The organism is Streptomyces sp. Xyl84 (assembly GCF_059731885.1).
This window is the reverse complement of record NZ_AP029182.1, coordinates 6,091,953-6,116,440: the sequence shown is the minus strand read 5'-3', so window position 1 is coordinate 6,116,440 and position 24,488 is coordinate 6,091,953. Positions and strand designations below refer to the sequence as shown.

22 protein-coding genes and 1 riboswitch are annotated in these 24,488 nt (G+C 73.2%); of the genes, 6 read left to right on the top strand and 16 right to left on the bottom strand.

Annotated elements, in window-relative coordinates; all coding sequences use genetic code 11:
- Nucleotides 1-202 precede the first annotated feature (202 nt).
- Entirely contained in the window at nucleotides 203-451 is a 249-nt protein-coding gene (locus AC6I72_RS26610; RefSeq protein WP_498003660.1) for a hypothetical protein, read from the top strand.
- On the opposite strand, the gene AC6I72_RS26605 is transcribed toward AC6I72_RS26610, so the two are convergent.
- The 5 genes from AC6I72_RS26605 to AC6I72_RS26585 all read right to left on the bottom strand — a co-directional run bounded on the left by AC6I72_RS26605 (nucleotide 414) and on the right by AC6I72_RS26585 (nucleotide 6,684).
- Nucleotides 414-1,586: an acyl-CoA dehydrogenase family protein gene (locus AC6I72_RS26605; protein WP_498003659.1), complete on the bottom strand. Its 1,173-nt coding sequence runs from the start codon at nucleotides 1,584-1,586 to the stop codon at nucleotides 414-416. The two genes, AC6I72_RS26610 and AC6I72_RS26605, sit on opposite strands and share 38 nt — an antisense overlap.
- A 441-nt stretch (nucleotides 1,587-2,027) precedes the next feature.
- On the bottom strand, nucleotides 2,028-2,180 hold the full coding sequence (locus AC6I72_RS26600; RefSeq protein ID WP_498003658.1) for an SCO1431 family membrane protein: 153 nt from the start codon (nucleotides 2,178-2,180) through the stop codon (nucleotides 2,028-2,030).
- Between the two features lie 200 nt (nucleotides 2,181-2,380).
- A complete protein-coding gene (locus tag AC6I72_RS26595; protein WP_498003657.1) occupies nucleotides 2,381-3,772 on the bottom strand; it encodes a C39 family peptidase in 1,392 nt (463 codons plus the stop codon).
- A gap of 376 nt (nucleotides 3,773-4,148) precedes the next feature.
- A complete protein-coding gene (locus AC6I72_RS26590; RefSeq protein ID WP_498003656.1) occupies nucleotides 4,149-5,648 on the bottom strand; it encodes an amino acid permease in 1,500 nt (499 codons plus the stop codon).
- Between the two features lie 79 nt (nucleotides 5,649-5,727).
- Nucleotides 5,728-6,684, bottom strand: coding sequence for a hypothetical protein (locus AC6I72_RS26585; protein WP_498003655.1), 957 nt, complete (start codon nucleotides 6,682-6,684; stop codon nucleotides 5,728-5,730).
- 427 nt (nucleotides 6,685-7,111) lie between these two features.
- On the opposite strand from AC6I72_RS26585, the gene AC6I72_RS26580 reads away from it, so the two are divergent.
- Nucleotides 7,112-7,735 (top strand): uridine kinase family protein, encoded by a 624-nt coding sequence (locus AC6I72_RS26580; protein ID WP_498004827.1) that lies wholly within the window; start codon nucleotides 7,112-7,114, stop codon nucleotides 7,733-7,735.
- 430 nt (nucleotides 7,736-8,165) lie between these two features.
- A complete protein-coding gene (locus AC6I72_RS26575) occupies nucleotides 8,166-10,034 on the top strand; it encodes an AAA family ATPase (RefSeq protein WP_498003654.1) in 1,869 nt (622 codons plus the stop codon).
- A 148-nt stretch (nucleotides 10,035-10,182) separates the two neighbouring features.
- Here the strand turns inward: AC6I72_RS26575 and AC6I72_RS26570 are convergent, their stop codons facing one another.
- The 10 genes from AC6I72_RS26570 to AC6I72_RS26525 all read right to left on the bottom strand — a co-directional run bounded on the left by AC6I72_RS26570 (nucleotide 10,183) and on the right by AC6I72_RS26525 (nucleotide 19,824).
- Nucleotides 10,183-11,268, bottom strand: coding sequence for a hemolysin family protein (locus AC6I72_RS26570; protein WP_498003653.1), 1,086 nt, complete (start codon nucleotides 11,266-11,268; stop codon nucleotides 10,183-10,185).
- A complete protein-coding gene (locus AC6I72_RS26565; protein ID WP_498003652.1) occupies nucleotides 11,265-12,611 on the bottom strand; it encodes a hemolysin family protein in 1,347 nt (448 codons plus the stop codon). The genes AC6I72_RS26570 and AC6I72_RS26565 overlap by 4 nt, the downstream gene beginning before the upstream one ends.
- A 244-nt stretch (nucleotides 12,612-12,855) precedes the next feature.
- Complete coding sequence (locus AC6I72_RS26560) at nucleotides 12,856-13,338, bottom strand: PH domain-containing protein (protein WP_498003651.1); 483 nt, start codon at nucleotides 13,336-13,338, stop codon at nucleotides 12,856-12,858.
- Between the two features lie 13 nt (nucleotides 13,339-13,351).
- Nucleotides 13,352-14,200: an ATP phosphoribosyltransferase gene (gene hisG / locus AC6I72_RS26555; RefSeq protein WP_498003649.1), complete on the bottom strand. Its 849-nt coding sequence runs from the start codon at nucleotides 14,198-14,200 to the stop codon at nucleotides 13,352-13,354.
- Nucleotides 14,201-14,252: 52 nt separating this feature from the next.
- On the bottom strand, nucleotides 14,253-14,525 hold the full coding sequence (locus AC6I72_RS26550) for a phosphoribosyl-ATP diphosphatase (protein ID WP_018570165.1): 273 nt from the start codon (nucleotides 14,523-14,525) through the stop codon (nucleotides 14,253-14,255).
- 34 nt (nucleotides 14,526-14,559) lie between these two features.
- Complete coding sequence (ribH, locus tag AC6I72_RS26545; protein ID WP_037859926.1) at nucleotides 14,560-15,045, bottom strand: 6,7-dimethyl-8-ribityllumazine synthase; 486 nt, start codon at nucleotides 15,043-15,045, stop codon at nucleotides 14,560-14,562.
- 102 nt (nucleotides 15,046-15,147) lie between these two features.
- A complete protein-coding gene (locus AC6I72_RS26540; protein WP_498003647.1) occupies nucleotides 15,148-16,437 on the bottom strand; it encodes a bifunctional 3,4-dihydroxy-2-butanone-4-phosphate synthase/GTP cyclohydrolase II in 1,290 nt (429 codons plus the stop codon).
- Nucleotides 16,434-17,078, bottom strand: a complete 645-nt coding sequence (locus tag AC6I72_RS26535) for a nicotinamide mononucleotide transporter family protein (RefSeq protein ID WP_498003646.1) — start codon at nucleotides 17,076-17,078, stop codon at nucleotides 16,434-16,436. The genes AC6I72_RS26540 and AC6I72_RS26535 overlap by 4 nt, the downstream gene beginning before the upstream one ends.
- Nucleotides 17,075-17,683, bottom strand: coding sequence for a riboflavin synthase (locus tag AC6I72_RS26530; protein WP_498003645.1), 609 nt, complete (start codon nucleotides 17,681-17,683; stop codon nucleotides 17,075-17,077). The genes AC6I72_RS26535 and AC6I72_RS26530 overlap by 4 nt, the downstream gene beginning before the upstream one ends.
- 154 nt (nucleotides 17,684-17,837) lie before the next feature.
- Nucleotides 17,838-17,968: riboswitch (FMN riboswitch) on the bottom strand.
- A gap of 617 nt (nucleotides 17,969-18,585) precedes the next feature.
- Nucleotides 18,586-19,824, bottom strand: coding sequence for an ROK family transcriptional regulator (locus tag AC6I72_RS26525; protein ID WP_498003644.1), 1,239 nt, complete (start codon nucleotides 19,822-19,824; stop codon nucleotides 18,586-18,588).
- Nucleotides 19,825-19,963: 139 nt separating this feature from the next.
- On the opposite strand from AC6I72_RS26525, the gene AC6I72_RS26520 reads away from it, so the two are divergent.
- Nucleotides 19,964-21,175: an MFS transporter gene (locus tag AC6I72_RS26520; RefSeq protein WP_366728271.1), complete on the top strand. Its 1,212-nt coding sequence runs from the start codon at nucleotides 19,964-19,966 to the stop codon at nucleotides 21,173-21,175.
- Here the strand turns inward: AC6I72_RS26520 and AC6I72_RS26515 are convergent.
- Nucleotides 21,135-21,593, bottom strand: a complete 459-nt coding sequence (locus AC6I72_RS26515; protein WP_498003643.1) for an acyl-CoA thioesterase — start codon at nucleotides 21,591-21,593, stop codon at nucleotides 21,135-21,137. The genes AC6I72_RS26520 and AC6I72_RS26515 overlap by 41 nt on opposite strands.
- A gap of 207 nt (nucleotides 21,594-21,800) precedes the next feature.
- Between AC6I72_RS26515 and AC6I72_RS26510 the strand changes: the two genes are divergently transcribed.
- Both AC6I72_RS26510 and AC6I72_RS26505 read left to right on the top strand, forming a co-directional pair.
- The gene (locus tag AC6I72_RS26510; RefSeq protein WP_498003642.1) at nucleotides 21,801-23,228 is read left to right on the top strand and encodes a uracil-xanthine permease family protein; all 1,428 of its coding nucleotides are present in this window, start codon (nucleotides 21,801-21,803) and stop codon (nucleotides 23,226-23,228) included.
- A gap of 445 nt (nucleotides 23,229-23,673) precedes the next feature.
- Complete coding sequence (locus tag AC6I72_RS26505; protein WP_498003641.1) at nucleotides 23,674-24,369, top strand: DUF5995 family protein; 696 nt, start codon at nucleotides 23,674-23,676, stop codon at nucleotides 24,367-24,369.
- The last annotated feature ends 119 nt before the right edge of the window (nucleotides 24,370-24,488 follow it).

The following is a 24,488-nucleotide window of genomic DNA, read 5'->3' as shown; positions in this document are numbered from 1 at the left end:
GCTGACCACGGGCGCATCGGTCGGCACGGGCGTGCCGGTGGGCGCCGGCGACTCGCAACGCCCGAGAGCCGGGGGCGTACGGGAAGGGGCACGGGCCGGGTCTTCCCGCAGCCCTGGCCCCGGACCGGACGGGGACGCCGCTGGACTCACGCTCGATTCCCCGCACCGGTGACCTGTCCGCCGCGCGGCGCGTTGCCCGGGTATGACCGCCATTCCTCCGGCAGCCGGACGTCGGCGTCGCATCTTCGTGCCGCCGCCCGCGGAACTGGTTCCGCCCGCGGCCCCGCAGCTCCCGGACCCGCCGATCTACCGCGACCTGATGCGCACCTGGGCCGACCGGGGCCGTACTTTGCCGGGGCGCCACGACCCGGAGTGGGTCCGGCTGGCGGCGCCCCTGCTCGGCCTCGGGCAGTTCAGCGGGTCTCGGGACCCGCGACGTGACGGGCGATGACCATCCGCTGGATCTGGTTGGTCCCCTCGACGATCTGCAGCACCTTGGCCTCCCGCAGGTAACGTTCGACCGGGAAGTCCGCGGTGTAGCCGTACCCGCCGAGCACCTGGACGGCGTCGGTCGTCACCTTCATGGCCGCGTCCGTGCAGAACATCTTGGCCATGGCCGCCTGCCGCGCGAACGGCCGTCCCGCGTCGCGCAGCCGCGCCGCCGTCAGGTACAGCGACCGGCCCGCCTCGATCTGCGTCGCCATGTCGGCGAGCATGAAGCGCAGCCCCTGGAAGTCGGCGATCGGCCGTCCGAACTGCCGCCGGTCGGTGGCGTAGGCGACCGCCTCGTCGAGTGCCGCCTGGGCGAGGCCTATGGCGCAGGCCGCGATGCCGAGCCGTCCCGAGTCGAGGGCGGCCAGCGCGATGGTGAAGCCCTGGCCCTCCTCGCCGAGCCGGCGGGTGTCGGGGACCCGCACTCCGTCGAGGTGGATCTGCGCGGTCGGCGAGCCCTTGAGGCCCATCTTCTTCTCCGGTGCCGCGGCGCTCAGGCCCTCCGCGTCGCCCGGCACCAGGAAGGCCGTGATCCCGCGCGGGCCCTCTTCGCCCGTGCGGGCCATGACGGTGTAGAAGTCGGCGATGCCGCCGTGGGTGATCCAGGACTTGGTGCCGGTGATCACCCACTCGTCGCCGTCGCGGACGGCCTTGGTGCGCAGCGAGGCGGCGTCGGAGCCGGAGGCCGGTTCGGACAGGGCGTAGGCGCCGAGCAGTCCGCCGCCGAGGATCGCGGGCAGATGCTCGGTCCGCTGTTCCTTGGTGCCGTACGCGGCGAGCCCGTAGGCGGCCAGGGAGTGCACGCTCAGGCCGAGTCCGACGGTGAGGCGGGCCGCCGCCAGCTCCTCCAGGACCTGGAGGTACACCTCGTAGGGCTGGTCGCCGCCGCCGTACTCGGAGTCGTAGGGCAGGCCGAGCAGTCCGGAGCGGGACAGCAGGGTGAAGACGTCGCGCGGGAAGCGCCCGGCGTCCTCCTCCTCGGCCGCCTGCGGGGCGATCTCGTGCTGCGCGATGTCGCGGACGAGCGAGATCAGGTCCCGGGCCTCGTCCGTGGGCAGTTGCCGGTCCACCGGCTGCGGGGCGCGGTCGGGCATGGCGACGCTCTCCTCCCTGTCGGGCACTGGCGGACAAGCACCCTGTGGGGCGGCTCCGCCGGGGTCTTCCTCGGGCCGGCCGATGTTCGTCCTCCCGGGTCACGGAAGCGGCTGACCAGCGGCTGTGCGCTGTGAGTATGCCCGATCGGAGGCAGGGAGTCACCGGTTAACGACCGCTTACTTCAAGAAAGGGTGAAGCGGTGTGCCGACAGTGGTGATCAGCGGTTCCCGTCGGCGGGCGTGCGGTGCCGGCGGGCGGCTGCGGGGGCCGGACGGACGGGGGCGGTCCCGTCGATCGCGGAGCGCGCCGCCCAGGGTCTTCGCACGGGGTTCGCGCAGTGTCCCGGGAGAACCGGGGACGGTCGTGCGGCACGCGGCGGGGGGCTCGGCGTGGGGTGGATCAGGCCTTCGGCGACCTGGGCCGGCCGGGCGATCGGGGGATCACAGCAGACCGAGCCGGGCGACGAGCATGGCGATCACCACGACGAGGGTCCAGCCGAGGACGTGCTCGAGGACCTTGGGCCCGTCGCCGTCGTCCCCGGGGCCACCGGTGCGGACGCGGGCGGGTGCGGCGGTGGCCGAAGGAGCGGTCATGGTCTCTCGCAGGGTCGGACGTGCGGTGTGGAGTCCCCCGCGGGCTCGGCGCCCGCCTCGTCTCCACCTTGCCACCGGCGACACCTCATGCGGCGGAGACCTTGCTCACAGGCGAGGTCCGGTGCTCACCGGCGGTCCCTGATGCCGGCAGGCGGGGCCCCGGCCGCCCCGGGCCCCGCCTGCCGGCCACCGCGGTCCGGTCAGCGCACGCCCACCGCTTCGAGCGCCGCGCGCTGGCGGGGCGTGGGACGCGCCGGGAAGTACAGGTAGCAGACGCCACCGCTGCCGGAGACGACCTTGCCGGAGGCGTTGTACCGCTTGGTCCTCAGCCAGATGTTCTCGAACTCCCGGCGCCGGTAGACGCGCCGGACCGCCTCGTCGCTCGGCGAGGCGGGGTCGTTGGCGATCACGTCCCCCTCGGCGGTGAAGCCGATGACCGTCATCAGGTGGCCGGAGGTGCCGTATCCCGCTCCGGTCAGTTCGCTCTTGAGGAAGGACTGCGAGGTTATGGCCGGGACGCCGGCCGCGATCAGCGTCTCCAGGTCGGTGAGGGAGCCGAGCCGGGTGATGACGCCCTGCAGGCCCTTGAACGTCGCCGCGTAGGCCGCGTTGAAGGGCCAGTTGCCGCAGCCCGCGTACTGGTAGTCGTACGTGGAACGCGCCGCGTGGCAGACCTGCGGGTCGGCGTAGGACGGGTCCACCCATGACAGTTGGGCGGGGGTGAGCCGGCCGCCCCAGTACTCGACGATCATCTGCGAGGAGGTGGGGCTGCACCAGGCCTCGCCCCCGTTGTCGTACTGGGGGTACTGGCCGGCGTGGATCTCCTGCGAGTACCGCGGGACGGTGAGTTCGGCGCCCACGCGTCCGGGGGCCGAGGCGGGCACGGTGAAGCGGTCGGGGATGTCGGAGCCCATGGCACCGGCGCGCCAGACGGTCGGGGTGAGCCGGGTGCCGGGCCTGCGGTAGAGGGTCAGGCGCAGCCGGTAGGCGGCCAGCCGCAGGCCGGAGGAGGGGTCGTCGACGGAGAAGGTGTCCGTCCAGACGGTGCTGCGGCCGTCGCTCTGGCCGTCGACGGAGGTGCGCCTGATGTCCTGGTCGCCGGCGGCCCAGCGGCCCATCACGTACCAGGGGGTCTCGGTGCCGTCCGAGTACGTGCCCCGCAGCTCCACCTGGAGCCAGGTGCCGGCCGGGGTGTGCGCGTTCCAGGAGGCGATCGCCTCCGTCGCGGGGACGGGGAGCCGGTGGAGCGGGCCGGTCCAGGTCGCATACTCCCACCTGGCGGTGGTGCCGGTGTGCGGGTCGGTGTAGTCGGTGGTGCCGCGAGGGGCGGCGATCTGCAGACCCGGGCGGGCGCCGGCCACCGCGCGGGTGCCGTCGCGGGCGCCCGCGCGCCAGTCGGTGTACGTGGTCCAGGCACGGTAGTCGACCGGGCGGGCGGAGCCGTCCCCGGCGCCGGGCGGACGGTGTCCGGCGGCGGGGGCGGTGGTCCCTGCGGTCGCTTGGGCGGCGGCCGGGGCCGCGCCGCCTGCGACGGCGGCGACGACCGCGGCGGCCAGAACGGATCTGCGGGTGGGCTGATCGGGTCCGCTCATGGGTGGAAGACCCCCAGGTGTCCGAGTCGGGGCGGGTGGCCGGTCCGTGCACGGCGATGCGCCCCCACTATGGCCGCGCCGGCCGTCTCCTGCCAGCACTTCACCACGCGCCACGCGCAGCAATATTGGTCTCCACCACTGGCACGCCCCCCCGTCCCGCACGGCTCGCCGGCCGCCCTGTGGGAGCCCTGCGCACGCCCCCGCGGGGCCCCGCCCGGACGGGGACGGGGACCACCTCCGAGCGGTACGCCGGCCGCCCTGGTCCGGACCGGTCGCGGCGCCCGGAGCGGCAGTTGCGCCCGGAGCGGGGGCGCCCCCGGAGCGGAGGCGCCCCCGGAGCGGTTGCGGCGCTCCCGGGGGCGGTTCCGGCGCCCCGTCAGATCAGGTCCATCGCGGCGACCTCGTCCGGGCGGCCGTAGCTGACCGGGCCCTGGAAACGGCGGCGGGCGGTGGCGAACCACCAGACCGTGGCGACGAGCAGGACGGCGGCCAGGGCGATGGGGGCGTAGTTGAACGAGTCGGCGGTGATCGGCGAGGCCTGCGGCAGCATGAACAGCACGCTGCTCAGCACGATCCAGGTGACCGCCACGACGCCGACCGGGCGGCCCCAGCGGCCCAGGTGCCAGGGGCCCGGCTGGAACTCGTCGCCCAGCCGCAGCCTCAGCAGGATCGGGACGGCGTAGGCGAGGAAGAGCCCGACGACGTTGACGCTGACGATGGCGGTGAAGGCCGTGTGCGACCACCAGCCGGGCAGGACCAGTGCCAGGGAGCAGACGACCGCCAGCCAGACGGCCTTGACGGGCGTGCGGGTGCGCGGGGAGACCGAGTGCCACCACCGGGAGCCCGGCATCGCGCCGTCCCGTGAGAAGGCGAAGATCTGCCGGGTGTTGCTGGTGAGGTTGGCCAGGCCGCAGAAGAGCATGGCCCCGATGACGATCAGCAGCATGGCTTTCGCCGCGCCCGGGCCGAGCGCGTCGATGAGGATCTGGACGGGCGGCGCGTCCGCGCCCGCCACGTGCGCGTAGTCACGAATGCTGTAGACGAGCGCGAGCATGAGGATCAGGCCGGTGACCGCCGAACAGGCGATGGCGCGGACGATGCCCCGGGGTGCGTTGACGGTCGCCTGGACCGTTTCCTCGGACATGTGGAAGCTGCCGTCGAAGCCCGTGAAGGTCCAGCTGGTGACCAGCAGGCCGAGCAGCCCTCCGTAAAGTCCGCTCGTGAAACCGGTGTTGTTCGCGAAATGCGTGACGAAGGACACCGGACGGTGATCGCCGGGAACGGCGACCAGCGCGGTCACGATGACCACCATCCCGATCAGCAGCCACCACACGGAGATCCGGTTGAGGACCGCGACCAGTTGGACCGTGTACGTGTTGGCCAGCCCCTGGAGCACGATGACGAGCGCGGTGATCAGCACCGTCTGGTGCGCGGTCGGCCGGTAGGAGGACCACTGGAGGGCGACGAAGGCCTGGATGAAAGTGGCCGCCGCGTACCCGGTGGCCGCGGTACCGCCGACCTGCCCGACGAAGTTCAGCCAGCCGGTGAACCAGGACCAGGCTCCTTTGTGCCGCTTGGCGAGTTTCCCCGCGGAGAAATACAGCGCGCCGCTCGTGGGATAGGCGGAGGCGACCTCGCCCATCGCGGCGCCGATGAACAGCACCATGACGGAGACACCGATCCAGCCGAAGACGAGAATGCGGGGGCCACCCGCGTTCATACCGAATCCGAAGGAGGAGAAGATCCCGGAGATGATGTTGATGATGGTGAAGGAGATCGCGAAATTGTCGAACGCCTTGAAACGCCGGGTGAGTTTCCTCGGATAACCCATCGCGTGCAGGGTCGCGTCGTCGTCGAGCGCCCTCGGGTCAGCCATGCCGCGGGTTCTGGCGCGCGGGAGCTGTATCCGTTCCGACACGGTCGGCCTTCCTCTCGTGGGGGGGGTGGTGCGAGGGTCAGGGGGACGAGGGCACCGGCAGGCCGCAGGCCCGCCGTGCCCGGGACAACTGCTCCACGGGGTCACCGAAGACGCACCAGGGCATCCGTGAGGCGTAGGGGCCCATGGCGGTCAGGACGGCGCGGGCCTCGAACTCGCACCCGGCCAGCACCAGCGCATGGGCCAGGTAGGCCAGGTCGAGCACCGGCGTGAACCGGTAACCGGACACCGTGGGAAGCCAGTTGCGGTAGATCGCGAGGGCGGCGGAGCGCCACTGGGGCTGCTCCCAGACCCGGTCCGCGAGCGACTGCGAGGCGTCGTAGCTCTCCACGAGGGCGACCAGCGGCAGCAGCCGCAGCGCGGAGTCGGCGGGCGCGCGCTGGCTCAGGAAGGCGGCGACGTCCCAGGCCGCGTTGACCGAGCCACCGTGCCGGGTGAAGAAGAAGGCCAGAAATCGGTGGTGGGCTTCGCGGTGCCAGGGGTCCAGGGACAGGATGTGCGCGAACAGCCGCCAGGGGCCGGGCGGGGCGGTCAGCAGCCCCTGCGGCGCCGGGTCGCGCAGCCTGTGCAGCCGGGCCATGGCCAGTTTGGCCGCCCAGGGCGTGGGGTCGGCGGGGTCCACCGCCGAGGCCCGTTCGCAGGCCGAGAGCGCTATCCGCTCCAGCGCGGCGGCCCGCTCGTCGCCGGCGTCCGCCGCGCGCAGCGCCCGGTGCACCGCCACCCGCGCCCACACCAGGGCCGACTCGGGCCCGGGCTCCTCGGCCAGCCAGCGTTCGGCGAGGTCGGAGTCGGCGGCCTCCGAGGCCAGCACCAGGGAGCGGTGGGCCCGCAGCGCGAAGTCGTCACGCGTCTCGGCGAGGGCGGCGCGGGCGCTCGCCCAGCGGCCGGCCCGGATGTCGACGCACACGCCGGCCAGGACGCGGTCGTCCGCCGCGGGGTGCCAGACGTACTGCCCGTCGAATAACCCAGCGGCCATCTTCCCCCTGTCGGTCCCCGCACGGCACCTCACAGTGCGCTTCCGGCACTTTACTCATCACCGAGCACAACCGGAACGCGATTTTCGACATGTTCACCGAGGGATTCGCCGGGTATTCAGCGGTACCCGGGGGCACCTCCAAGGGTGTTCCGAAGGGCACCGCCAGGGGTGTTCCGAAGGGCATCGCGGCCGGTGTTCCGAAGGGCGTTGCGACAGGTGTTCACCGGGCGGTGGCACGGGCGTCCGGTTTGACCGGTCACTAGAATGTTCCCGGGAAATATGCCCTCGCATCAGCCCCCGCGCCCGGCCCCGACCCGGCACCCGCCCCGCCCCTGCCCGCGCCTCGCCCCGCCTTCCGCTCGCTTCCTCCCGCCTCCTCACCCCGCCCCCGGCGCCGCCGTCCGCCCACTCCACCCCGGGAAGAGCCATTCACACCCTCGCCGCCCGTCTGCGCCGCCTCCCGCCGTCCTGCGGGCCCGTCCGCCTGGTCGGCGTCGACGGACACGCGGGTTCCGGGAAGTCCACCTTCACCGCCCGGCTGTCCACGGCGCTGGGCGGGGCTCCCGTCCTGCACCTGGACGACGTCTCCGGCCACGAGGAGCTGTTCGCGTGGGACGGCCGGCTGCTGACCGAGGTGGTCGCCCCGCTCACCCGGGGCCTGACGGCGCACTACGCCCCCTACGACTGGCGGGCCCGGCGCTTCGGCCCGGCCACGCGCGCACTGCCGCCTGCGCCCGTCGTCCTCGTCGAGGGCGTGGGGGCGGGCCGCCGGGCCCTGCGCCCCCACCTGGCCCGACTGCTGTGGATGGAGCTGCCGCGCGAGGAGTCCTGGGCGCGCGGACGGGCGCGGGACGGGGCGGAGCAGCGGGAGTTCTGGGCGGGCTGGGTCGAGGCGGAGCGCCGGCACTTCGCCGAGGACCCCTCCCGGCCCTTCGCGGACCTCCTGGTCCGGCAGTCCGCGCACGGGTACGAGGTGCTTCCGGGGCCCGCCGGGGGGCTTGGACCGGACCAGGTCACTACGGAGGGTGAGGGGCCGTCGGCAATGTGCTGAACTTGTGAAGAGCACCCTGGGGGAACTTGGCCAAGTGTCCCAACTTCGCTTGACCCGGGGCCCGTACAGGTCTTACGTTCTCAATGTGCGGTCATCGCGGACCGCCCGCAAACACGAAGCCCCCGGTTGTTCCCCCGTGACCGGGGGCTTCGTTCTGCCCGCGCACCGCTATCCGGACGCCGCGTGGCTTCATTCGGTCACCGTCGGTCACCGATCCGGGCGTACCGCTTCCGCTTCCGTCTCCCCGAACAGGGTGTGCCGCACCCTTCGGCGGGCGGCGATCCCGCAGGTACGATGCCCTCGGTGCGACCTTCGAACGACTGCTTCGCGCACCTGCAACTCCGGTCCGCGCAGCAGCGGTTCGACCAAGGCAGCCACCGGGCGGCGGTCCGGCGGCGAACCTACGGGGGCACGGTCTGTGGGGGACGTGATGGACTTCGGCACGCAGGGCCCCGAGGCCCCGGCCGACCTGGCCTGGCTGCGCGGTGTGGACGCCTACGCGATGGGCGCCTACCCGCAGGCCGAGGAGGAGTTCCGGGCCGCGGTGGAGATGGACCCGGGGATGGCGGACGGCTGGCTCGGGCTGCACGCGCTGCGCGTCGACACGACGACCGCGCTGCTCAGGATGTTCCGGCACCGGGACCGCTTCGGCGAGCAGCGCACCCGGCACCGGCGCACCCTCAACTCCTGGTACTGGCTGGGCTGGTGGGTGCAGCCCGTGCTGGAGAGCCCCCGCGATCTGCTGCTCGCGCACGCCTCGCACTGGCTGGACGGACGCCACGTGCCCGAGCTGGACCGGGCGCTGGCCGGTCTGCCGCCGGTGGACGCCGACGCCCACGTCCGTTTCCTGCACGCCTGCCGCGCCTACCTGATCAAGGACTGGGAGCAGCTGGTACGGCACACCGACCCGCTCGTCGACGATCCGATGCTCGGCATCGAGGCCGGTCTGTTCGGCGGCATGGCCCGGGTCCGGCTGGAGATGTACGGGCAGGCCGAGCCGCTGCTGTCGGCCGCCCTGATGCGGTGCCGCAGCGAGCAGCCGCAGCGCAAGGAGCTGCGGTACTGGCTGGCCAGGGCGCACGAGGGCACTGGCCGCAGCGCCGCCGCGCTGCCCCTGTACCGGGCGGTGCACCGGGTCGATCCGGCCTTCATGGACACCTCGGCACGGCTCGCGGCGATCGCCGAGGGCGACGGCTACGACGACGAGGCCGCCGATTTCGCGGCGATCACGCTCGCCGGGGCCGGCCAGGACAGCGTGGACGGTCCGGACGTCCTGGATCCGCTCTTCGGCACGGAGGGCCGGGACCTCAGACTCGACGACGCGGAACCGCCCGCCGCCGGCCCCTTCCCCTCCCCCGCCGACCCGGCGGTGCGTCAGCGGGGCGCGGTCGCCGTCGGCCCGCTGCCCAGCGGGCCGACGGACCCCGCATTACTCGAACAGGCGCTCGCCGAACTGGAGCGCATGGTGGGGCTGGAACCGGTCAAGCGCCAGGTGAAGGCGTTGTCGGCCCAGTTGAACATGGCACGGTTGCGCGCCGGGCAGGGGCTGCCCGTCCAGCCGCCGAAACGCCACTTCGTCTTCTCCGGCCCCTCCGGCACCGGCAAGACCACGGTGGCCCGCATCCTCGGCCGGGTCTTCTACGCGCTCGGGCTGCTCGGCGGCGACCACCTGGTGGAGGCGCAGCGCGCCGACCTGGTCGGCGAGTACCTGGGCCAGACCGCGGTCAAGGCCAACGAGCTGATCGACTCCGCCATCGGAGGGGTCCTCTTCGTCGACGAGGCGTACTCCCTGTCCAACTCGGGGTACGGCAAGGGCGACGCGTACGGCGACGAAGCCCTCCAGGTGCTGCTGAAGCGGGCCGAGGACAACCGCGACCACCTGGTGGTCATCCTGGCCGGCTATCCCGAGGGCATGGACCGTCTCCTCGCCGCCAACCCCGGCCTGTCCTCCCGTTTCACCACCCGGGTGGACTTCCCGTCGTACCGCCCCCAGGAACTCACCGAGATCGGCAAGGTGCTCGCCGCGGAGAACGGCGACCTCTGGGACGACGAGGCCCTGGACGAGCTGCGCTCCATCGCCGGGCACGTGGTCGACCAGGGGTGGATCGACGAACTGGGCAACGGCCGCTTCCTGCGCACCCTGTACGAGAAGAGCTGCGCGTACCGGGATCTGCGCCTGTCCGGCTATCCGGGCACCCTGACCCGGGACGACCTGGCGACCCTGCGCCTGCCGGACCTGATGCAGGCGTACGGGGAGGTGCTGTCGGGCCGGGGCCCCCAGGACCCGTCGGCCCTGTGACGGCCCGCCGGGACCCGCACGGCACTCCAGCGCTCCCGGCGCCTCCTGCGCCGGCCCCGGCCGCCCTCGCGGCCCGGCGCACACGCGGCCCGGCGCACACGTGAGCCCACGGCCGCCGGGCGGCCGTGGGCTCGGTGGAGGCGGCGGCTCAGGTGGCCAGGGCCTGTTCCGGTTCTCCGCTGACCCGGGGTTCCGTGAGCCGGATCTCCGGGGCCGGCCGGTGCGCGGGGTCGCGGACCTCGCCGACGAGGAGTTCCAGCACGTCCTCCAGGGCCACCACGCCGAGCACCTTGCCGGAGGCGTCCGCGACCTGGGCCAGATGGGTGGCGGCGCGGCGCATGACCGTCAGGGCGTCGTCCAGCGGCAGCTCGGACCTGAGCGTGGCCATCGGGCGCCATATCCGCTGCGGCACGGCACGGTCGGAGTCCTCCAGGTCGAGGACGTCCTTGACGTGCAGATAGCCCATGAAAGCGCCGTTCTCCGCGGCGACCGGGAAACGGGAGTAGCCGGTGCGGGCGGTGAGCGCGACGATCTCGCCGGGGGTGACCGACGGGCGGACGGTCACCAGCGCGTCACGGCGCAGCAGCACGTCGAGGACGGGCCGCGAGCCCAGTTCCAGCGCGTCCTCCAGGCGCTCCTGCTCCTCCGGGTCGAGGAGACCTGCCTGCCCGGAGTCCTCGACGAGCCGGTTGAGCTGCTCGCTGGTGAAGACGGCCTCGACCTCGTCCTTGGGTTCGACGCGGAAGAGCCGCAGGATGCCCTGGGCGCAGGCGCCGAGCGCCACGGTGACGGGCTTGCAGACGCGGGCGAAGCCGACGAGGCCGGGGCCGAGCCACAGCGCGGCCTTCTCCGGTGCGGCCATCGCGAGGTTCTTCGGCACCATCTCGCCGATGACCAGGTGGAAGAAGACCACGGCCGCCAGCGCGATGACGTAGCCCAGCGGGTGCACCACGCCGTCGGGCAGGTGCATCCGGGTGAAGACCGGTTCCAGCAGCCGCGCCACCGTCGGTTCGGCGACGGCGCCCAGGGTCAGCGAGCAGACGGTGATGCCGAACTGGGCGGCGGCCATCATCTGCGGCAGCCGCTCCAGGCCGTGCAGCACCTGGCGGGCGCGGGCGGTGCCGAGCGGTTCGATCTGGCTGCGGCGTACGGAGACGAGCGCGAACTCGGCGCCGACGAAGAAGCCGTTGGCGAGCACGAGCAGCGCCGCGAGGACCAGTTGGAGCACGCTCATCGGGCGGCCTCCGTCGCGGCCTCGGCGGTGGGGGCCGCGGGGCCCGTGCGGACCAGCCGTACCCGCTCGGCGCGGTAGTGGCCGACCTGGCGCACGGAGAGCCGCCAGCCCGGCAGTTCGGCCCTGTCGCCGGGGGCCGGGATACGGCCCAGCAGGTCGGCGACGAGTCCGGCGACGGTCTCGTAGGGGCCTTCCGGCGCGTCGAGGCCGATGCGCCGGAGCAGGTCGACCCGGCAGCCGCCGTCGGCGTCCCAGGCCGGCCGGCCGTCCTCCGGCGGGGCGGGGGCCAGTTCGGGCACGTCCTTGGCGTCGTGCTCGTCGCGGACCTCGCCGACGAGTTCCTCGACGATGTCCTCCAGGGTGACGACGCCCGCCGTGCCGCCGTACTCGTCGACGACGACCGCGATGGGCTGCTCGCTGCGCAACTGAGCCAGCAGCGGCTGCACCGGCAGGGTCTCGGGGACCAGCAGCGCGGGCCGGGCGATGCGGCCGACGGGGGTGCGCAGCCGCTCGTGCGCGGGGACGGCGAGGGCGTCCTTGAGATGGGCCATGCCGACCACCTCGTCGATCTTCTCCTGGTAGACGGGGAAGCGGGACAGGCCGGTGGCCCGGGTGAGGTTGACGACGTCCTCGGCCGTCGCGGAGAACTGCAGGGCGCTGACCTTCACGCGCGGCGTCATGACGTGCTGCGCGGTGAGGTCGCCCAGGGAGAGGGTGCGGACGAACAGGTCGGCCGTGTCCTGTTCCAGGGCGCCGGCCCGGGCGGAGTGCCGGGCCAGCGAGACCAGCTCGCCGGGGGTGCGGGCGGAGGCCAGCTCGTCGGCGGGCTCGACGCCCAGCGCCCGTACCAGGCGGTTGGCGACCGTGTTCAGCGCGGCGATCACCGGGTGGAACAGGCGCGAGAAGTGGTGCTGCGGGCCGGCCACGAAGCGCGCGACCTGCAGCGGCCGGGACACCGCCCAGTTCTTGGGGACCAGCTCGCCGATCACCATCTGCAGGGCGGAGGCGAGCAGCATGCCGACGACCACGGCGACACCGGAGACCGCGCCCGCGGGCAGACCGGTCGCGGTCAGCGGGCCGTGCAGCAGCTCGGCCAGTGCCGGTTCGGCGAGCATGCCGACGACGAGGGAGGTGATGGTGATGCCGAGCTGGGTGCCGGAGAGCTGGAAGGACAGCTCGCCCAGCGACTCGACGACCGTACGGGCCCGCCGGTCGCCTTCGGCCGCGGCCCGCTCGGCGTCGGGGCGCTCGACGGTCACCAGGCCGAACTCGGCCGCGACGAAGAAACCGTTGGCGAGAATCAGCAGGAAAGCCGCTCCGAGGAGCAGCAGGGGGATGGTCATGATGCCGCCGCCTGAATGTGCGCGCGGACCGCTCGGTCGCGGTGTGCGCTATGTCGGCAGGGGGCGGCGCAGGTACTGCAGGACGATCCGTCCATCGCCGGGGGGAGTCACTCCTCGGGTAGCAGGAACCCCTGGCACCGGTCGGGGCTCAGGGGCGGGGACGCAGCGAAACGTCTCCGCCACCAGATTAATCAAGACCGGGCCGAATGCGTCAGGGCAGAGGCCCCGGAGCCGGCCCGGAGGTTCACCCCGAGACGGGTCCGGGGCCCGTCCCCCGGGTCTGCTCGGGGTCGTGGACGGCGCGGGTCTCGACGAGCGCGCGCAGGGCGCGGGCGTCGGCGACGGCGCGCTGCCTGGCGATACCGGGCTGGATGCCCAGCGCGGGCAGGCTGGTGCCGTCGCTCAGATTGAGGAAGACCCACGGATCGCCGGGGCGCAGGTTCACCTGGAGGACCTCCGGCCACTCCAGGTGCCGCTTGGAGGTGATGTTCACCACGGTGACGCCGGATTCGTCGGCGACCACCTTCGGGCGCGCCAGCAGCGCCAGCACGCCGAAGAGGAGGGCACCGGTGAAGACGAAGCTGATGCGCTCGCCGGGCGTGAGCTGTTCCAGGAGGACCGCCACGGCCGCGATCACGACGAAGATCGCGACCCCGGCGGTGAGCAGCACCGCGCGGGTGTGCCCGGGCCGGAAGGTGACGGGGAGGGCGGGAGGGAGGTCGGACATCGCTCGTTCGTCCTCAGAGGCGGCAGGCGTGGATGGCCGTGGTCAGGATGGCGCGGGCGCCGATGGCGTACAGGTCGTCCATGATCCGCTGCGCGTCCTTGGCGGGGACCATCGCGCGGACGGCGACCCAGCCCTCGTTGTGCAGCGGGGAGACGGTCGGGGACTCCAGGCCGGGGGTCAGCGCGACAGCCTTCTCCAGCTGCTCGACCCGGCAGTCGTAGTCCATCATCACGTACGTCCGGGCGACCAGGACGCCCTGGAGGCGGCGCAGGAACTGCTGCACCTTGGGGTCCTCGGCGTCGGCCCCGGTGCGCCGGATCACGATCGCCTCGGACTTCATGATGGGCTCGCCGAAGACCTCCAGGCCCGCGTTGCGCAGGCTGGTGCCGGTCTCCACGACGTCGGCGATGACCTCGGCGACGCCCAGCTCGATCGCGGTCTCCACCGCGCCGTCGAGGTGGACGACGGAGGCGTCGACGCCGCTGTCGGCGAGGTGCTTGGCGACGATGCCCTCGTAGGAGGTGGCGACCGTCTTGCCGCTCAGGTCGCTCACGTCGCTCGCCGTGCCGGGCTTGGAGGCGAAGCGGAAGGTGGAGCGGGCGAAGCCGAGCGGGAGGATCTCCTCCGCGTTGGCGCCGGAGTCCACGAGCAGGTCGCGGCCGGTGATGCCGATGTCGAGGCGGCCGGAGGAGACGTAGATCGCGATGTCGCGGGGGCGGAGGTAGAAGAACTCCACCTCGTTGCCCGGGTCGACGATCCGCAGTTCCTTGGACTCCCGGCGCTGCTGGTAGCCGGCCTCATGCAGCATGTCCGCCGCAGGGCCGGAGAGTGAACCCTTGTTGGGGACGGCGATGCGCAGCATGAGGTCGGCTTCCTTCGCGTGAGGGGGTGGTACTGCTCTTACGGCGGGCGGGTTACAGGTGGGCGTAGACGTCGTCCAGGGAGATGCCGCGGGCGACCATCATCACCTGGACGTGGTACAGCAGCTGCGAGATCTCCTCGGCGGCCGCCTCCTTGCCCTCGTGCTCGGCGGCCATCCAGACCTCGGCCGCCTCCTCGACGACCTTCTTGCCGATGGCATGGACTCCCTTGCCGACCAGTTCGGCGGTGCGGGAGGTGGCGGGGTCGCCGTGGGCGGCCTTCTGCTGGAGCTCGGTGAACAGCTCCTCGAACGTCTTCTTGGACATGGTGCTGCTTACCCTACGCGCTCCGGGCCACTGGTCACCGCCAGGGTTCGGATACTGAACGCAGCGTGGCCGCGGTCGCCACGGCGGCGGTGACCGCCTCGTGGCCCTTGTCCTCCCTGGAGCCTTCGAGGCCGGCCCGGTCCAGGGCCTGTTCCTCGTCGTCGCAGGTCAGGACGCCGAAGCCGACGGGGACACCGGTGTCCACCGACACCTGGGTCAGCCCCTGGGTGACGCCCTGGCAGACGTAGTCGAAGTGCGGGGTGCCGCCGCGGATGACGACACCGAGGGCGACGATGGCGTCGTAGCCGCGGCCGGCCAGCACCTTCGCCACCACGGGGAGTTCGAAGCTGCCGGGCACCCTGAGCAGGGTGGGCTCGTCGATCCCCAGCTCGTGCAGGGCGCGCAGGGCGCCGTCCACCAGTCCGTCCATCACCTTCTCGTGCCACTGTGCCGCGATGACGGCGACCCGGAGGTCTCCGACGTTCCGGACGGACAGATCCGGTGCACCCTTGCCGCTCACGTGTCTCCTCAGTGCTCTGTGCTCTGTAGCGCTCTGTGCTCTGTACCGGCCAGTGCTCTGTTCCGACCGGTGCTGTGGACCGGCCGGGCCTGGTCGCCGGGTCTACTGGTTGCCGCAGGTGGACGCGGTGGCCGCGTCCAGCCAGGGCAGGTCGTGCCCCATCCGGTCCCGCTTGGTGCGCAGGTAGCGGAGGTTGTGCTCGCCGGCCTTCACGGGCATGGGCTCGCGGCCGGTGACCTTGATGCCGTGGCTGAGCAGCGCCTCGGACTTGTCGGGGTTGTTGGTCATCAGGCGGACGCTGCGGACGCCGAGGTCCCGCAGGATCTGCGCGCCTGCGCCGTAGTCGCGGGCGTCGGCGGGCAGGCCGAGTTCCAGGTTGGCGTCGAGCGTGTCGCGGCCCCGCTCCTGGAGCTCGTACGCGCGCAGCTTGGACATCAGGCCGATGCCGCGTCCCTCGTGGCCGCGCAGGTAGACCACCACGCCCCTGCCCTGCTGCTGGATGCGTTCCAGGGAGGCGTCCAGCTGGGGGCCGCAGTCGCAGCGCAGGGAGCCGAAGACGTCTCCGGTCAGGCATTCGGAGTGGACGCGGACGAGGACGTCGTCGCCGTCGCCGATCTCGCCGTGCACGAGGGCCACGTGCTCCACTCCGTCGACGGTGGAGCGGAAGCCGTAGGCGGTGAAGGTGCCGTGCGCGGTGGGGAGGCTGACCTCGGCCTCGCGGCGGACGGTGGGTTCGCTGCCGCGGCGGTAGGCGATCAGGTCCTCGATGGAGATGATCGTCAGGCCGTGCTTGCGGGCGAACAGGATCAGTTCGGGCAGGCGCAGCATGCGGCCGTCCTCACCGGCGATCTCGACGATGGCGCCGGCCGGGCGCAGCCCCGCGAGCCGGGCGAGGTCGACGGCGGCCTCGGTGTGGCCGTCGCGGACGAGGACGCCGCCGGGCCTGGCGCGCAGCGGGAAGACGTGGCCGGGCCGGACGAGGTCGCCGGGTTCGGCGGTGCCGCCGGCCAGGAGCCGGAGGGTGGTGGCGCGGTCGGCGGCGGAGATGCCGGTGGTGATGCCGTGCGCGGCGGTCGCGTCGACGGAGACCGTGAACGCGGTCTTCATCGACTCGGTGTTGTCCTCGACCATCTGCGGCAGCTGCAGCCGGTCGAGTTCGTCGCCTTCCATGGGTGCGCAGATCAGGCCGCGGCACTCGCTCATCATGAAGGCGACGATCTCGGGGGTCGCCTTCTCTGCCGCGATGACGAGGTCGCCCTCGTTCTCGCGGTTCTCGTCGTCGACGACCACGACGGGACGGCCGGCCGCGATGTCGGCGACGGCCTGCTCGATCGGGTCGAGCGCGAAGTCCTCGATGTCGTCGGTGCTGTACAGGACGGGTGCCGCGGTCATGCGGGCGCTCCTTCCGGGACGGGCCGCGTGCCCTGGCGGGAGCGCAGCCACCAGTCGCGCAGGCCCCACAGGACGAGCGCGCCGTAGATGACGTAGACGAAGCCGGAGAAGGCGAAGCCGTTGGCGAAGTTGAGGGGGACGCCGACGGCGTCGACGAGCAGCCAGGCGAACCAGAACTCGACCATGCCGCGCGCCTGGGCGTACATGGCGACGACGGTGCCGACGAAGATGTAGGCGTCGGGCCAGGGGTCCCAGGACAGGGACGGGTAGGCCTTGAACAGGGCACCGACCAGGAGGGTGCCGACGGCGGCGACGGCGAGCAGGGCGGCCCGCTCGCGCCAGGTGGCGAAGCGTACGGCGATGTGGCCGTCCTCCGCCGTGCTGCTGCCGCGGTTCCACTGCCACCAGCCGTAGACGGCGACGACCATCACCACGATCTGCTTGCCCGCGCTGCCGGAGAGGTGGGCGGTGGCGAAGGCGGCGAAGAGGATCAGGCCGGACAGGAACTGGGTGGGCCAGCTCCATATGGAGCGGCGCCAGCCGAACGCCAGGCCGAGCAGACCGATGATGTTGCCGATCATGTCGGACCACTTGATGTGCTGGCCGAAGAGCGTGAAGGCCTCGGAGTTGAGCCAGTTCACCGGCCGGCCCCCGCGATCCGGTCGCCGAGCAGCCGTTCGACGTACTTGGCGACGACGTCCACTTCCAGGTTGACCGGGTCGCCGGGCTGCTTCAGTCCCAGGGTGGTCAGCGCCAGGGTGGTCGGGATGAGGCTGACGGTGAAGTGCTCGGCGCCCGCCTCGACGACGGTGAGGCTGATGCCGTCGACGGTGATGGAGCCCTTCTCCACGACGTAGCGGGCGAGGTGCGCGGGGAGGGAGATCCGCACGATCTCCCAGTGCTCGGAGGGGGTGCGCTCCACGATCGTGCCGGTGCCGTCGACGTGCCCCTGGACGATGTGGCCGCCGAGGCGGGCACCGACGGCGGTGGGGCGTTCGAGGTTGACCCGGGAGCCGGGGGTGAGCGCGCCGAGGCTGGAGCGTTCGAGGGTCTCGGCCATGACGTCGGCGGTGAACTCGTCGCCCTCGTGGTCGACGACGGTCAGACAGACGCCGTTCACGGCGATGGAGTCGCCGTGCTGCGCGCCTTCGGTGACGACGGGGCCGCGGAGGCGGAAGCGAGCGGCGTCGCCGAGGTTCTCGACGGCGGTGACCTCGCCCAGCTCTTCGACGATTCCGGTGAACACTTCCCGGGTCCTCCTGCCTCTTCGGGCACGGACTCCGGGGCTGCCGACGACGGCAGGACACACGAGCGAACGCACGGGGTACGACGGCGCCGAAGCGGAACCCGTCGTGAAGGACGAGCCCGTGGACGGCGACGCGCACAGATGTGCCCGCTCGCCGCGCACTGCCTCCCATCCGGACTTTAACCGTCGGTCCAGGAATTTCACCTGGTCAACCGGCCGCTGGAAGCGACCGGGTCGCGGACTGTAACCGCCGGTTCGGACTTTCACCGACCCCGGAGTGCGCTGCTACTGGTACAGGGCCAGTGTGCCACGCTCCACCCGCGTCCATACGGGCGATCGGTGTGGGCTCGCTCACAGAGCGCATCACGGACCTGACGGTCGGCGAGCGGCGGGGAGGCCCGGCGGCGGGCAAGGGCCGTCGTCACCGCCGCCGGGCCGGTCTGTGCGGGAGTCGGACCCGGTCAGACCCTAGGTGGACTAGACCAGAGGGGTCAACAGGGCCGCACGGCAGGAGAGTTCCCCTGACACGGGGCGGAACACGTGGGCGGTGGTGGGCGCTTGGTCCGCGGGTGCGGATCCGGGTGCGGGTACCGCCGAACGGGACAAGCCGGACCTCGTACTGCCGATGCAGGAGGGAGTACCGGAGGAGCCGCCGGCGGGGCTGCCGGGCGGGCCGTCCGCAGGGGCCGTCGGGCAGCCTGCCGGGCGGGCCGCCTGAACGAGCCGTCCAGCCGCCCCGAGGAGCCGTCCGAGGTGCCGCCGGACAGGCCCTCTCAAGGGGGAGTGAGGCGGCGGGACCGTCAGCGCGGGCGTACCCCTGGGGCCGCGGGGCCGGCGGGGAGCGGCGCGGCGGGGTCGTCAGCGCGGGCGGCCCTGCCGACGGGAAGGAGGCGGCCGGGACCTCAGCGCGGGCGCACCGGGGCCGCGGGACCGGGCGTTTCGCCAGGGTGAGCCGGCGGTCCGGGGGGTGCGAAAAGGATCTCCTGGGCGCGGTCCCGCGCCGTCAGGAGCGCGCCGCGCAGCACCGCCCCGCCGCCCAGCGTGCTCGCCCGGACCTCGGTGGGCAGCGGTGACATCCGGGCGACCCGCCGCGCCACCCGCGCGGCGAGCGCGGGCCCGCCGGCCCGGCCGACCTCGCCGCCCAGCACCACGCACCCGGGGTCCAGCACCGCCACCACGGAGGCCGCCGCGAGGGTCACCCGGTCGGCGAGGGCGTCCAGGAACTCGGCGGCCCGGGGCGCGTCCCCCCGCACCGCGCCGCGGACCAGTTCCGCGGCGGCCGGTTCCCGTCCCGCCGGGGCCGCCGAGAGCCCGAACCGGGCGGCCAGCTCCGCCACCGCCGCGGAACCGGCCAGCGAGTGGAAGCCGCCCGTGCAGTCGGTCGCCGAGGGCAGGCCGCCGGTGCCGGGCACGGGCAGGAACCCGATCTCGCCCGTGCCGCCGGAGGCGCCGTGCCGCAGGACGCCGTCCAGCACCACCGCCGCGCCCGCGCCGTGGCCCAGCCACAGCAGGACGAACGTGTCCCGCCCGCGGGCGGCCCCGTCGCGCTGTTCGGCCAGCGCGGCGAGGTTCGTCTCGTTCTCGACGATGACGCGGGCCCGCGGCAGCCGCTCCTGGAGCGCGGCCACCAGCCGGCGGTGCCACTCGGGCAGCCCGGTGGTTCCGCGCAGTTCGCCCGTGACCGGATCGATCAGGCCGGGCGCGCCGATGCCGACGGTGTGCAGCTCTTCCGCGCCCGCCTCCTTGGCCGCGCGTTCCACCAGGGTGACGGCCTGCTCGACGGCGGGGCCGGTGCCGGTGCCGGGCCCGATCGGCACCGACTCGGCGGCGAGTTCCCGGCCGATCAGGTCGCAGACGGTCACGGCGACGCTGTCCGTGCGCACGTCGAGGGCGGCGAGGTGGGCCCGGTCGGCGACGATGCCGTACAAGCGGGCGTTGGGTCCGCGCCGCTGCTCCCCGGACTCCCCCACCACGGTGATCAGGCCGGCGACCGTCAGGCGCTCGACCAGGTCGGCGACGGTCGGCCGGGACAGTCCGGTCAGCTGCTTCAACTGCCCTGCCGTCAACGGCCCTTCCTGCTGCAACAGGCGCAGGGCGAGCCGGTCGTTGATGGCCCGGGCGGTGCTCGGGGATGCGGGCATGCCGGGAATCCTTCCAGATCCGCGGGGGCGGGCCGCCTCACGGGCCGTCCCCGGTCCCTATCTATCAGGCAGGGTCCCTGATAGTTTACGTCCGCAGCAGCACGGCGGGACGACGCAGACGCCCGGGAGGGGCCGGAGAATGACAGCAGTGGTCTACCACCAGCGCGAGGTCAGGCGCGCCCGGTACGCCGTGGCGGCCGTCTTCGCCGTGCACGGCGCCGTGACGGGGTCGTTCGCCACCCGGGTGCCCTGGATCCAGGACCACGCCTCGGTCAGCGCCGGTCAGCTGGGCCTCGCGCTGGCGTTCCCCGCGCTGGGGGCGTCCGTGGCGATGCCGCTGGCCGGGCGCATCAGCCACCGCTTCGGCGCCCGCACCGCCCTGCGCGGCCTGCTGGCCCTGTGGACGCTCTCGCTGGTCCTGCCCGCACTCGCCCCGAACCTGCTCGCCCTGTGCCTGGCCCTGTTCGTGTACGGCGCCTCGGCGGGCATGTCGGACGTCGCGATGAACGCGCTCGGCGTGGAGGTGGAGAACCGGCTCGGCCGCTCGATCATGTCGGGGCTGCACGGCATGTGGAGCGCGGGCGCCCTGATCGGTTCGGCGGCCGGGACGCTCGCCGCGCACCTGGGGGCGGACGCCCGCCTGCACCACACGCTGACGGCGGCCGTGCTGACGGTCCTCGGCTTCACCGCCTGCGCGTGGGTCCTGGACCTGCAGCCCGCCGAGGACGAGGACCCGCCGCCGCGGTTCGCGCTGCCGCCGAAGTCGGCCCTGCTGATCGGCGCCGTCGGCTTCTGCGCGGTGTTCGCGGAGGGCGCGAGCCTGGACTGGTCCGCGGTCTACCTGCGGCAGCGGCTGGAGACATCGGCCGGACTCGCCGCGGCCTGCACGACCGGCTTCACCTTCACCATGGCCATCGCCCGCATCGCGGGGGACAAAGTGGTGGACCGGTTCGGCTCGGTGCGCACGGTACGGGCCGGCGGGGTGCTGGCCGTGGCCGGGGGCCTGCTGGTCGTGGCGGCGGGGCATCCGGCGGTGGCCATGACCGGGTTCGCCCTGATGGGCCTGGGCATCGCGGTCGTCGTCCCGCTCTGCTTCGCCGCGGCGGGACGCAGCGGACCGAACCCCAGCCAGGCCATCGCGGGCGTGGCGACCATCACGTACACCTCGGGCCTGGTGGCGCCGGGCGCGATCGGCGGTCTCGCCCAGGCGACCAGCCTGGTGGTGTCGTTCGGCCTGGTCACCGTCCTGGCGTGCGGCCTGGCGGTCTTCGCGGGAGTGCTGCGGGCGGGCGACCGGGACCGGCCGAAGATCAGCGGGCCGGGCGCAGCAGTTCCTGACCCGCGGCCCTGAACTCCTCGCTCCACGGCGCCGGCCGCAGCGTCGCGGGGTCCAGCCGGACCAGGACGCGGCTGCCGTGCGCGTACGTCAGCGCACCGTCGGCCGAGCAGAACCGGAAGCCGTAGGTGAGACCGGTGGTGCCGAGCCGTTCGAGCCACAGGTGGACGGCGTACCCGCCCGGCCGGGTCACCGGCGCCTCGTAGGTGATGCGCAGCTCCTTGACGGCGTTGCAGGCGTCCCCGGCGGCCACCCAGTCGCCCTCGAAGCGGAAGCCGTGCTCGTGCCACAGCCCGGCCCAGGCGCGCTCGACCATGAGCGGGTAGCGGGCGTTGTGCAGCAGCCCGAGGGCGTCCAGGTCGTCGAAGTGGACGGTGACGGGGATCAGCCGCCCGTACGACAGGGCGGGGGCGGCGGGTGCTTCGGCGGTCACGGTGGTGCTCCTGAACGTACGGGCCGGGCGGCGGGACCGGACGCACGGCCGGGTCGGCGCGAGGGGACGTACGGGCCCGCAGGGCGGGACGGCCGTCATTCTAAGCGGTCGCTCAGCCTGGTCGGCGGGGAAGGTGCTGGTCAGCCGCCCGGCCACCCGCACAATGGTCTGGACAGACTTCACGTACAGAGAAAGCGAAACCCCACCATGGACCTCGGCGTGCGCTGGAAACTGCACGGTGACGGGCGCACGCCCGCACCCGGAGCGGTGGTCCGGCCCGACGAACGGCTGTCCTGGCCCCGCACGGTCGGGCTCGGCGCCCAGCACGTCGTGGCCATGTTCGGCGCCTCCTTCGTGGCCCCCGTGCTCATGGGCCTCGACCCGAACCTCGCCATCATGATGTCGGGCGTGGCGACCGCGCTCTTCCTGCTCGCCACACGCGGCCGGGTGCCCAGCTACCTGGGCTGCTCGCTGTCGTTCGTGGGCGTCGCCGCGGTGATCCGGGCACAGGGCGGCACGAGCGCGACCGTGACCGGCGCGGTCTTCGTCGTCGGCGTCGTGCTGTTCCTGGTCGGCCTGGCCGTGCAGCGGTTCGGGGCGCGGATCATCCACGCCGCGATGCCGCCGATCGTCACGGGCGCGGTGGTGATGCTGATCGGCTTCAACCTCGCCCCGGTGACCGCGTCGACGTACTGGCCGCAGGACCAGTGGACGGCTCTGCTGGTGATGCTGTTCACCGGACTGGCCGTGGTCTGTCTGCGGGGTTTCTGGTCCCGGATCGCGATCTTCCTCGGGCTGGTCTTCGGCTACGGCATCTCCTGGGCCTTCGACCGGGTCTTCGGGAAGATCCACTCCGTGGACGGATCGGGCAAGCTCACCGACCACTGGCGCCTGGACCTCTCCGGCGTCGGCAAGGCCGACTGGATCGGGCTGCCCGCCTTCCACGGGCCGGCGTTCCACTGGTCGGCGGTCCTGGTCGCGCTGCCCGTCGTGATCGCGCTGGTCGCGGAGAACGCCGGCCACGTGAAGGCGGTCGGCGAGATGACCGGCGACCCGCTCGACGACAAGCTGGGCACGGCGATCTCCGCGGACGGCGTGGCCTCCATGATCTCCACCGCCGTGGGCGGCCCGCCCAACACCACCTACTCCGAGAACATCGGCGTGATGGCGGCCACCCGCGTCTACTCGACCGCGGCCTACTGGGCCGCCGCCGGCTTCGCGCTGCTGTTCGGCGTCTGCCCCAAGTTCGGTGCCGTCGTCGCCGCGATCCCCGGCGGCGTGCTCGGCGGCATCACCGTCATCCTGTACGGCATGATCGGCCTGCTCGGCGCGCAGATCTGGACCAACGCCAGGGTGGACCTGCGCAACCCGCTGAACCTGGTGCCGGCCGCGGCGGGCATCATCATCGGCGTCGGCAACGTCAGCATGAAGTTCACCGACACCTTCTCGCTGAGCGGCATCGCGCTCGGCACGGTCGTCGTCATCACCGGGTACCACGCCCTGCGGGCCTTCGCCCCGGCGCACCTGAAGAAGCAGGAGCCGCTGCTGGACGAGGGCACGTCGTCGTACGACGCGTCGGGGCGGGACGGGAACGGCGGACCGGGTCAGGCCGGACCGGGTCAGGCCGCGTCCTGAGACACGCCCGCGCGGAACGTGAGACACGCCCGCGCGGAACGTAACCGGGATGCGGCAGCCGCCCGGCCGTGGCCGCGGTCGGCGCGAGGACCGTGCCGGAGGCACGGCGGGTGCCGGACCGCGTCGGCTCCCTGACGGGTGCCCGGCCCTGCCCGGGACCGTGCCGGGTTCTGGATCACGCCGGGTCAGCAGCGGATGCCGGACCGCGCCCGGGACGTGACGAGCGCCGGGCCGTGCCTGGTCCACAGCGGGTGTCTGACGGCGCCCGGGAGGTGACGTGCGCCGGGACCGTGCCGGGTTCCGGACCGTGCCGGGTCCGGTACGGATGCCCGGTATAGGTGAACGCCCCTGAGTCCGGGCCCGGATCGCTCGGACGTTCCCCCGTTCTGGGGAAGCGTCCGGCCGGTCGGCCCCCGGACCGGTGCGGGCCTGGGACCCTGCCCCCATGGGGCAATCGGTACAACTCACCCGTCGTCCGGACACAGTGGACGCGGTCCTCACACGGATGCGCGACCTGGCCGCCGGGCTGCCGGAGCGGGACGGGATCGCGGTCTTCCACCGGGTCTACCTCGCGGTCACCGAGGAAGCCGGACGGCGGCCGGCGGCCGGGCGGTTCGCCGGACCGCGGGCCACGGCCTCGCTGGACGTACGGTTCGCCGAGCGGTACCTCACCGCCGTGGACCCGGCGACCCAGGAGCGGCACGCGCCGGCCTGCTGGCGGCCGCTCCTCCAGTCGCGCCGGCACCCGGGCGTGCGCCCGCTCCAGTTCGCGCTGGCCGGCGTCAACGCGCACATCGGACACGACCTGGCCCTGGCCGTGGTGGACACGTGCGCGGCGCTGGAGTGCGAACCGTCCGAGCTGGAGGGCGACTTCGAGCGGGTGGGCGACCTGCTGGCCGCGCTGGAGGAACGCGTCCGCGAGGACCTGATGCCGGGTCCGGACCTGCTCCGGATCGCCGACCCGCTGACCCATCTGCTGGGCGCGTGGAGCCTGGAGCAGGCCCGGGACGCCGCCTGGTCGGCCGCGCGGGCGCTGTGGGCGCTGCGCCGGCTGCCCGACGTGGCCGAGGAGTTCACCCAGCGGCTGGACGCGGCGGTCGGCTTCGCCGGTCGCATGATGCTCACACCGCTGCCCGCCTGACCGCCCGCCCCTGCCCCGCCGGGCCCACGGCGGCTCGGGCCACTCCCCGGCCGCTCCCCGGGCCGCGGCTCCCCCGATGGCTCCCCGGCCGCGCGACGGCACCGCGCTGCTCCCCGGAA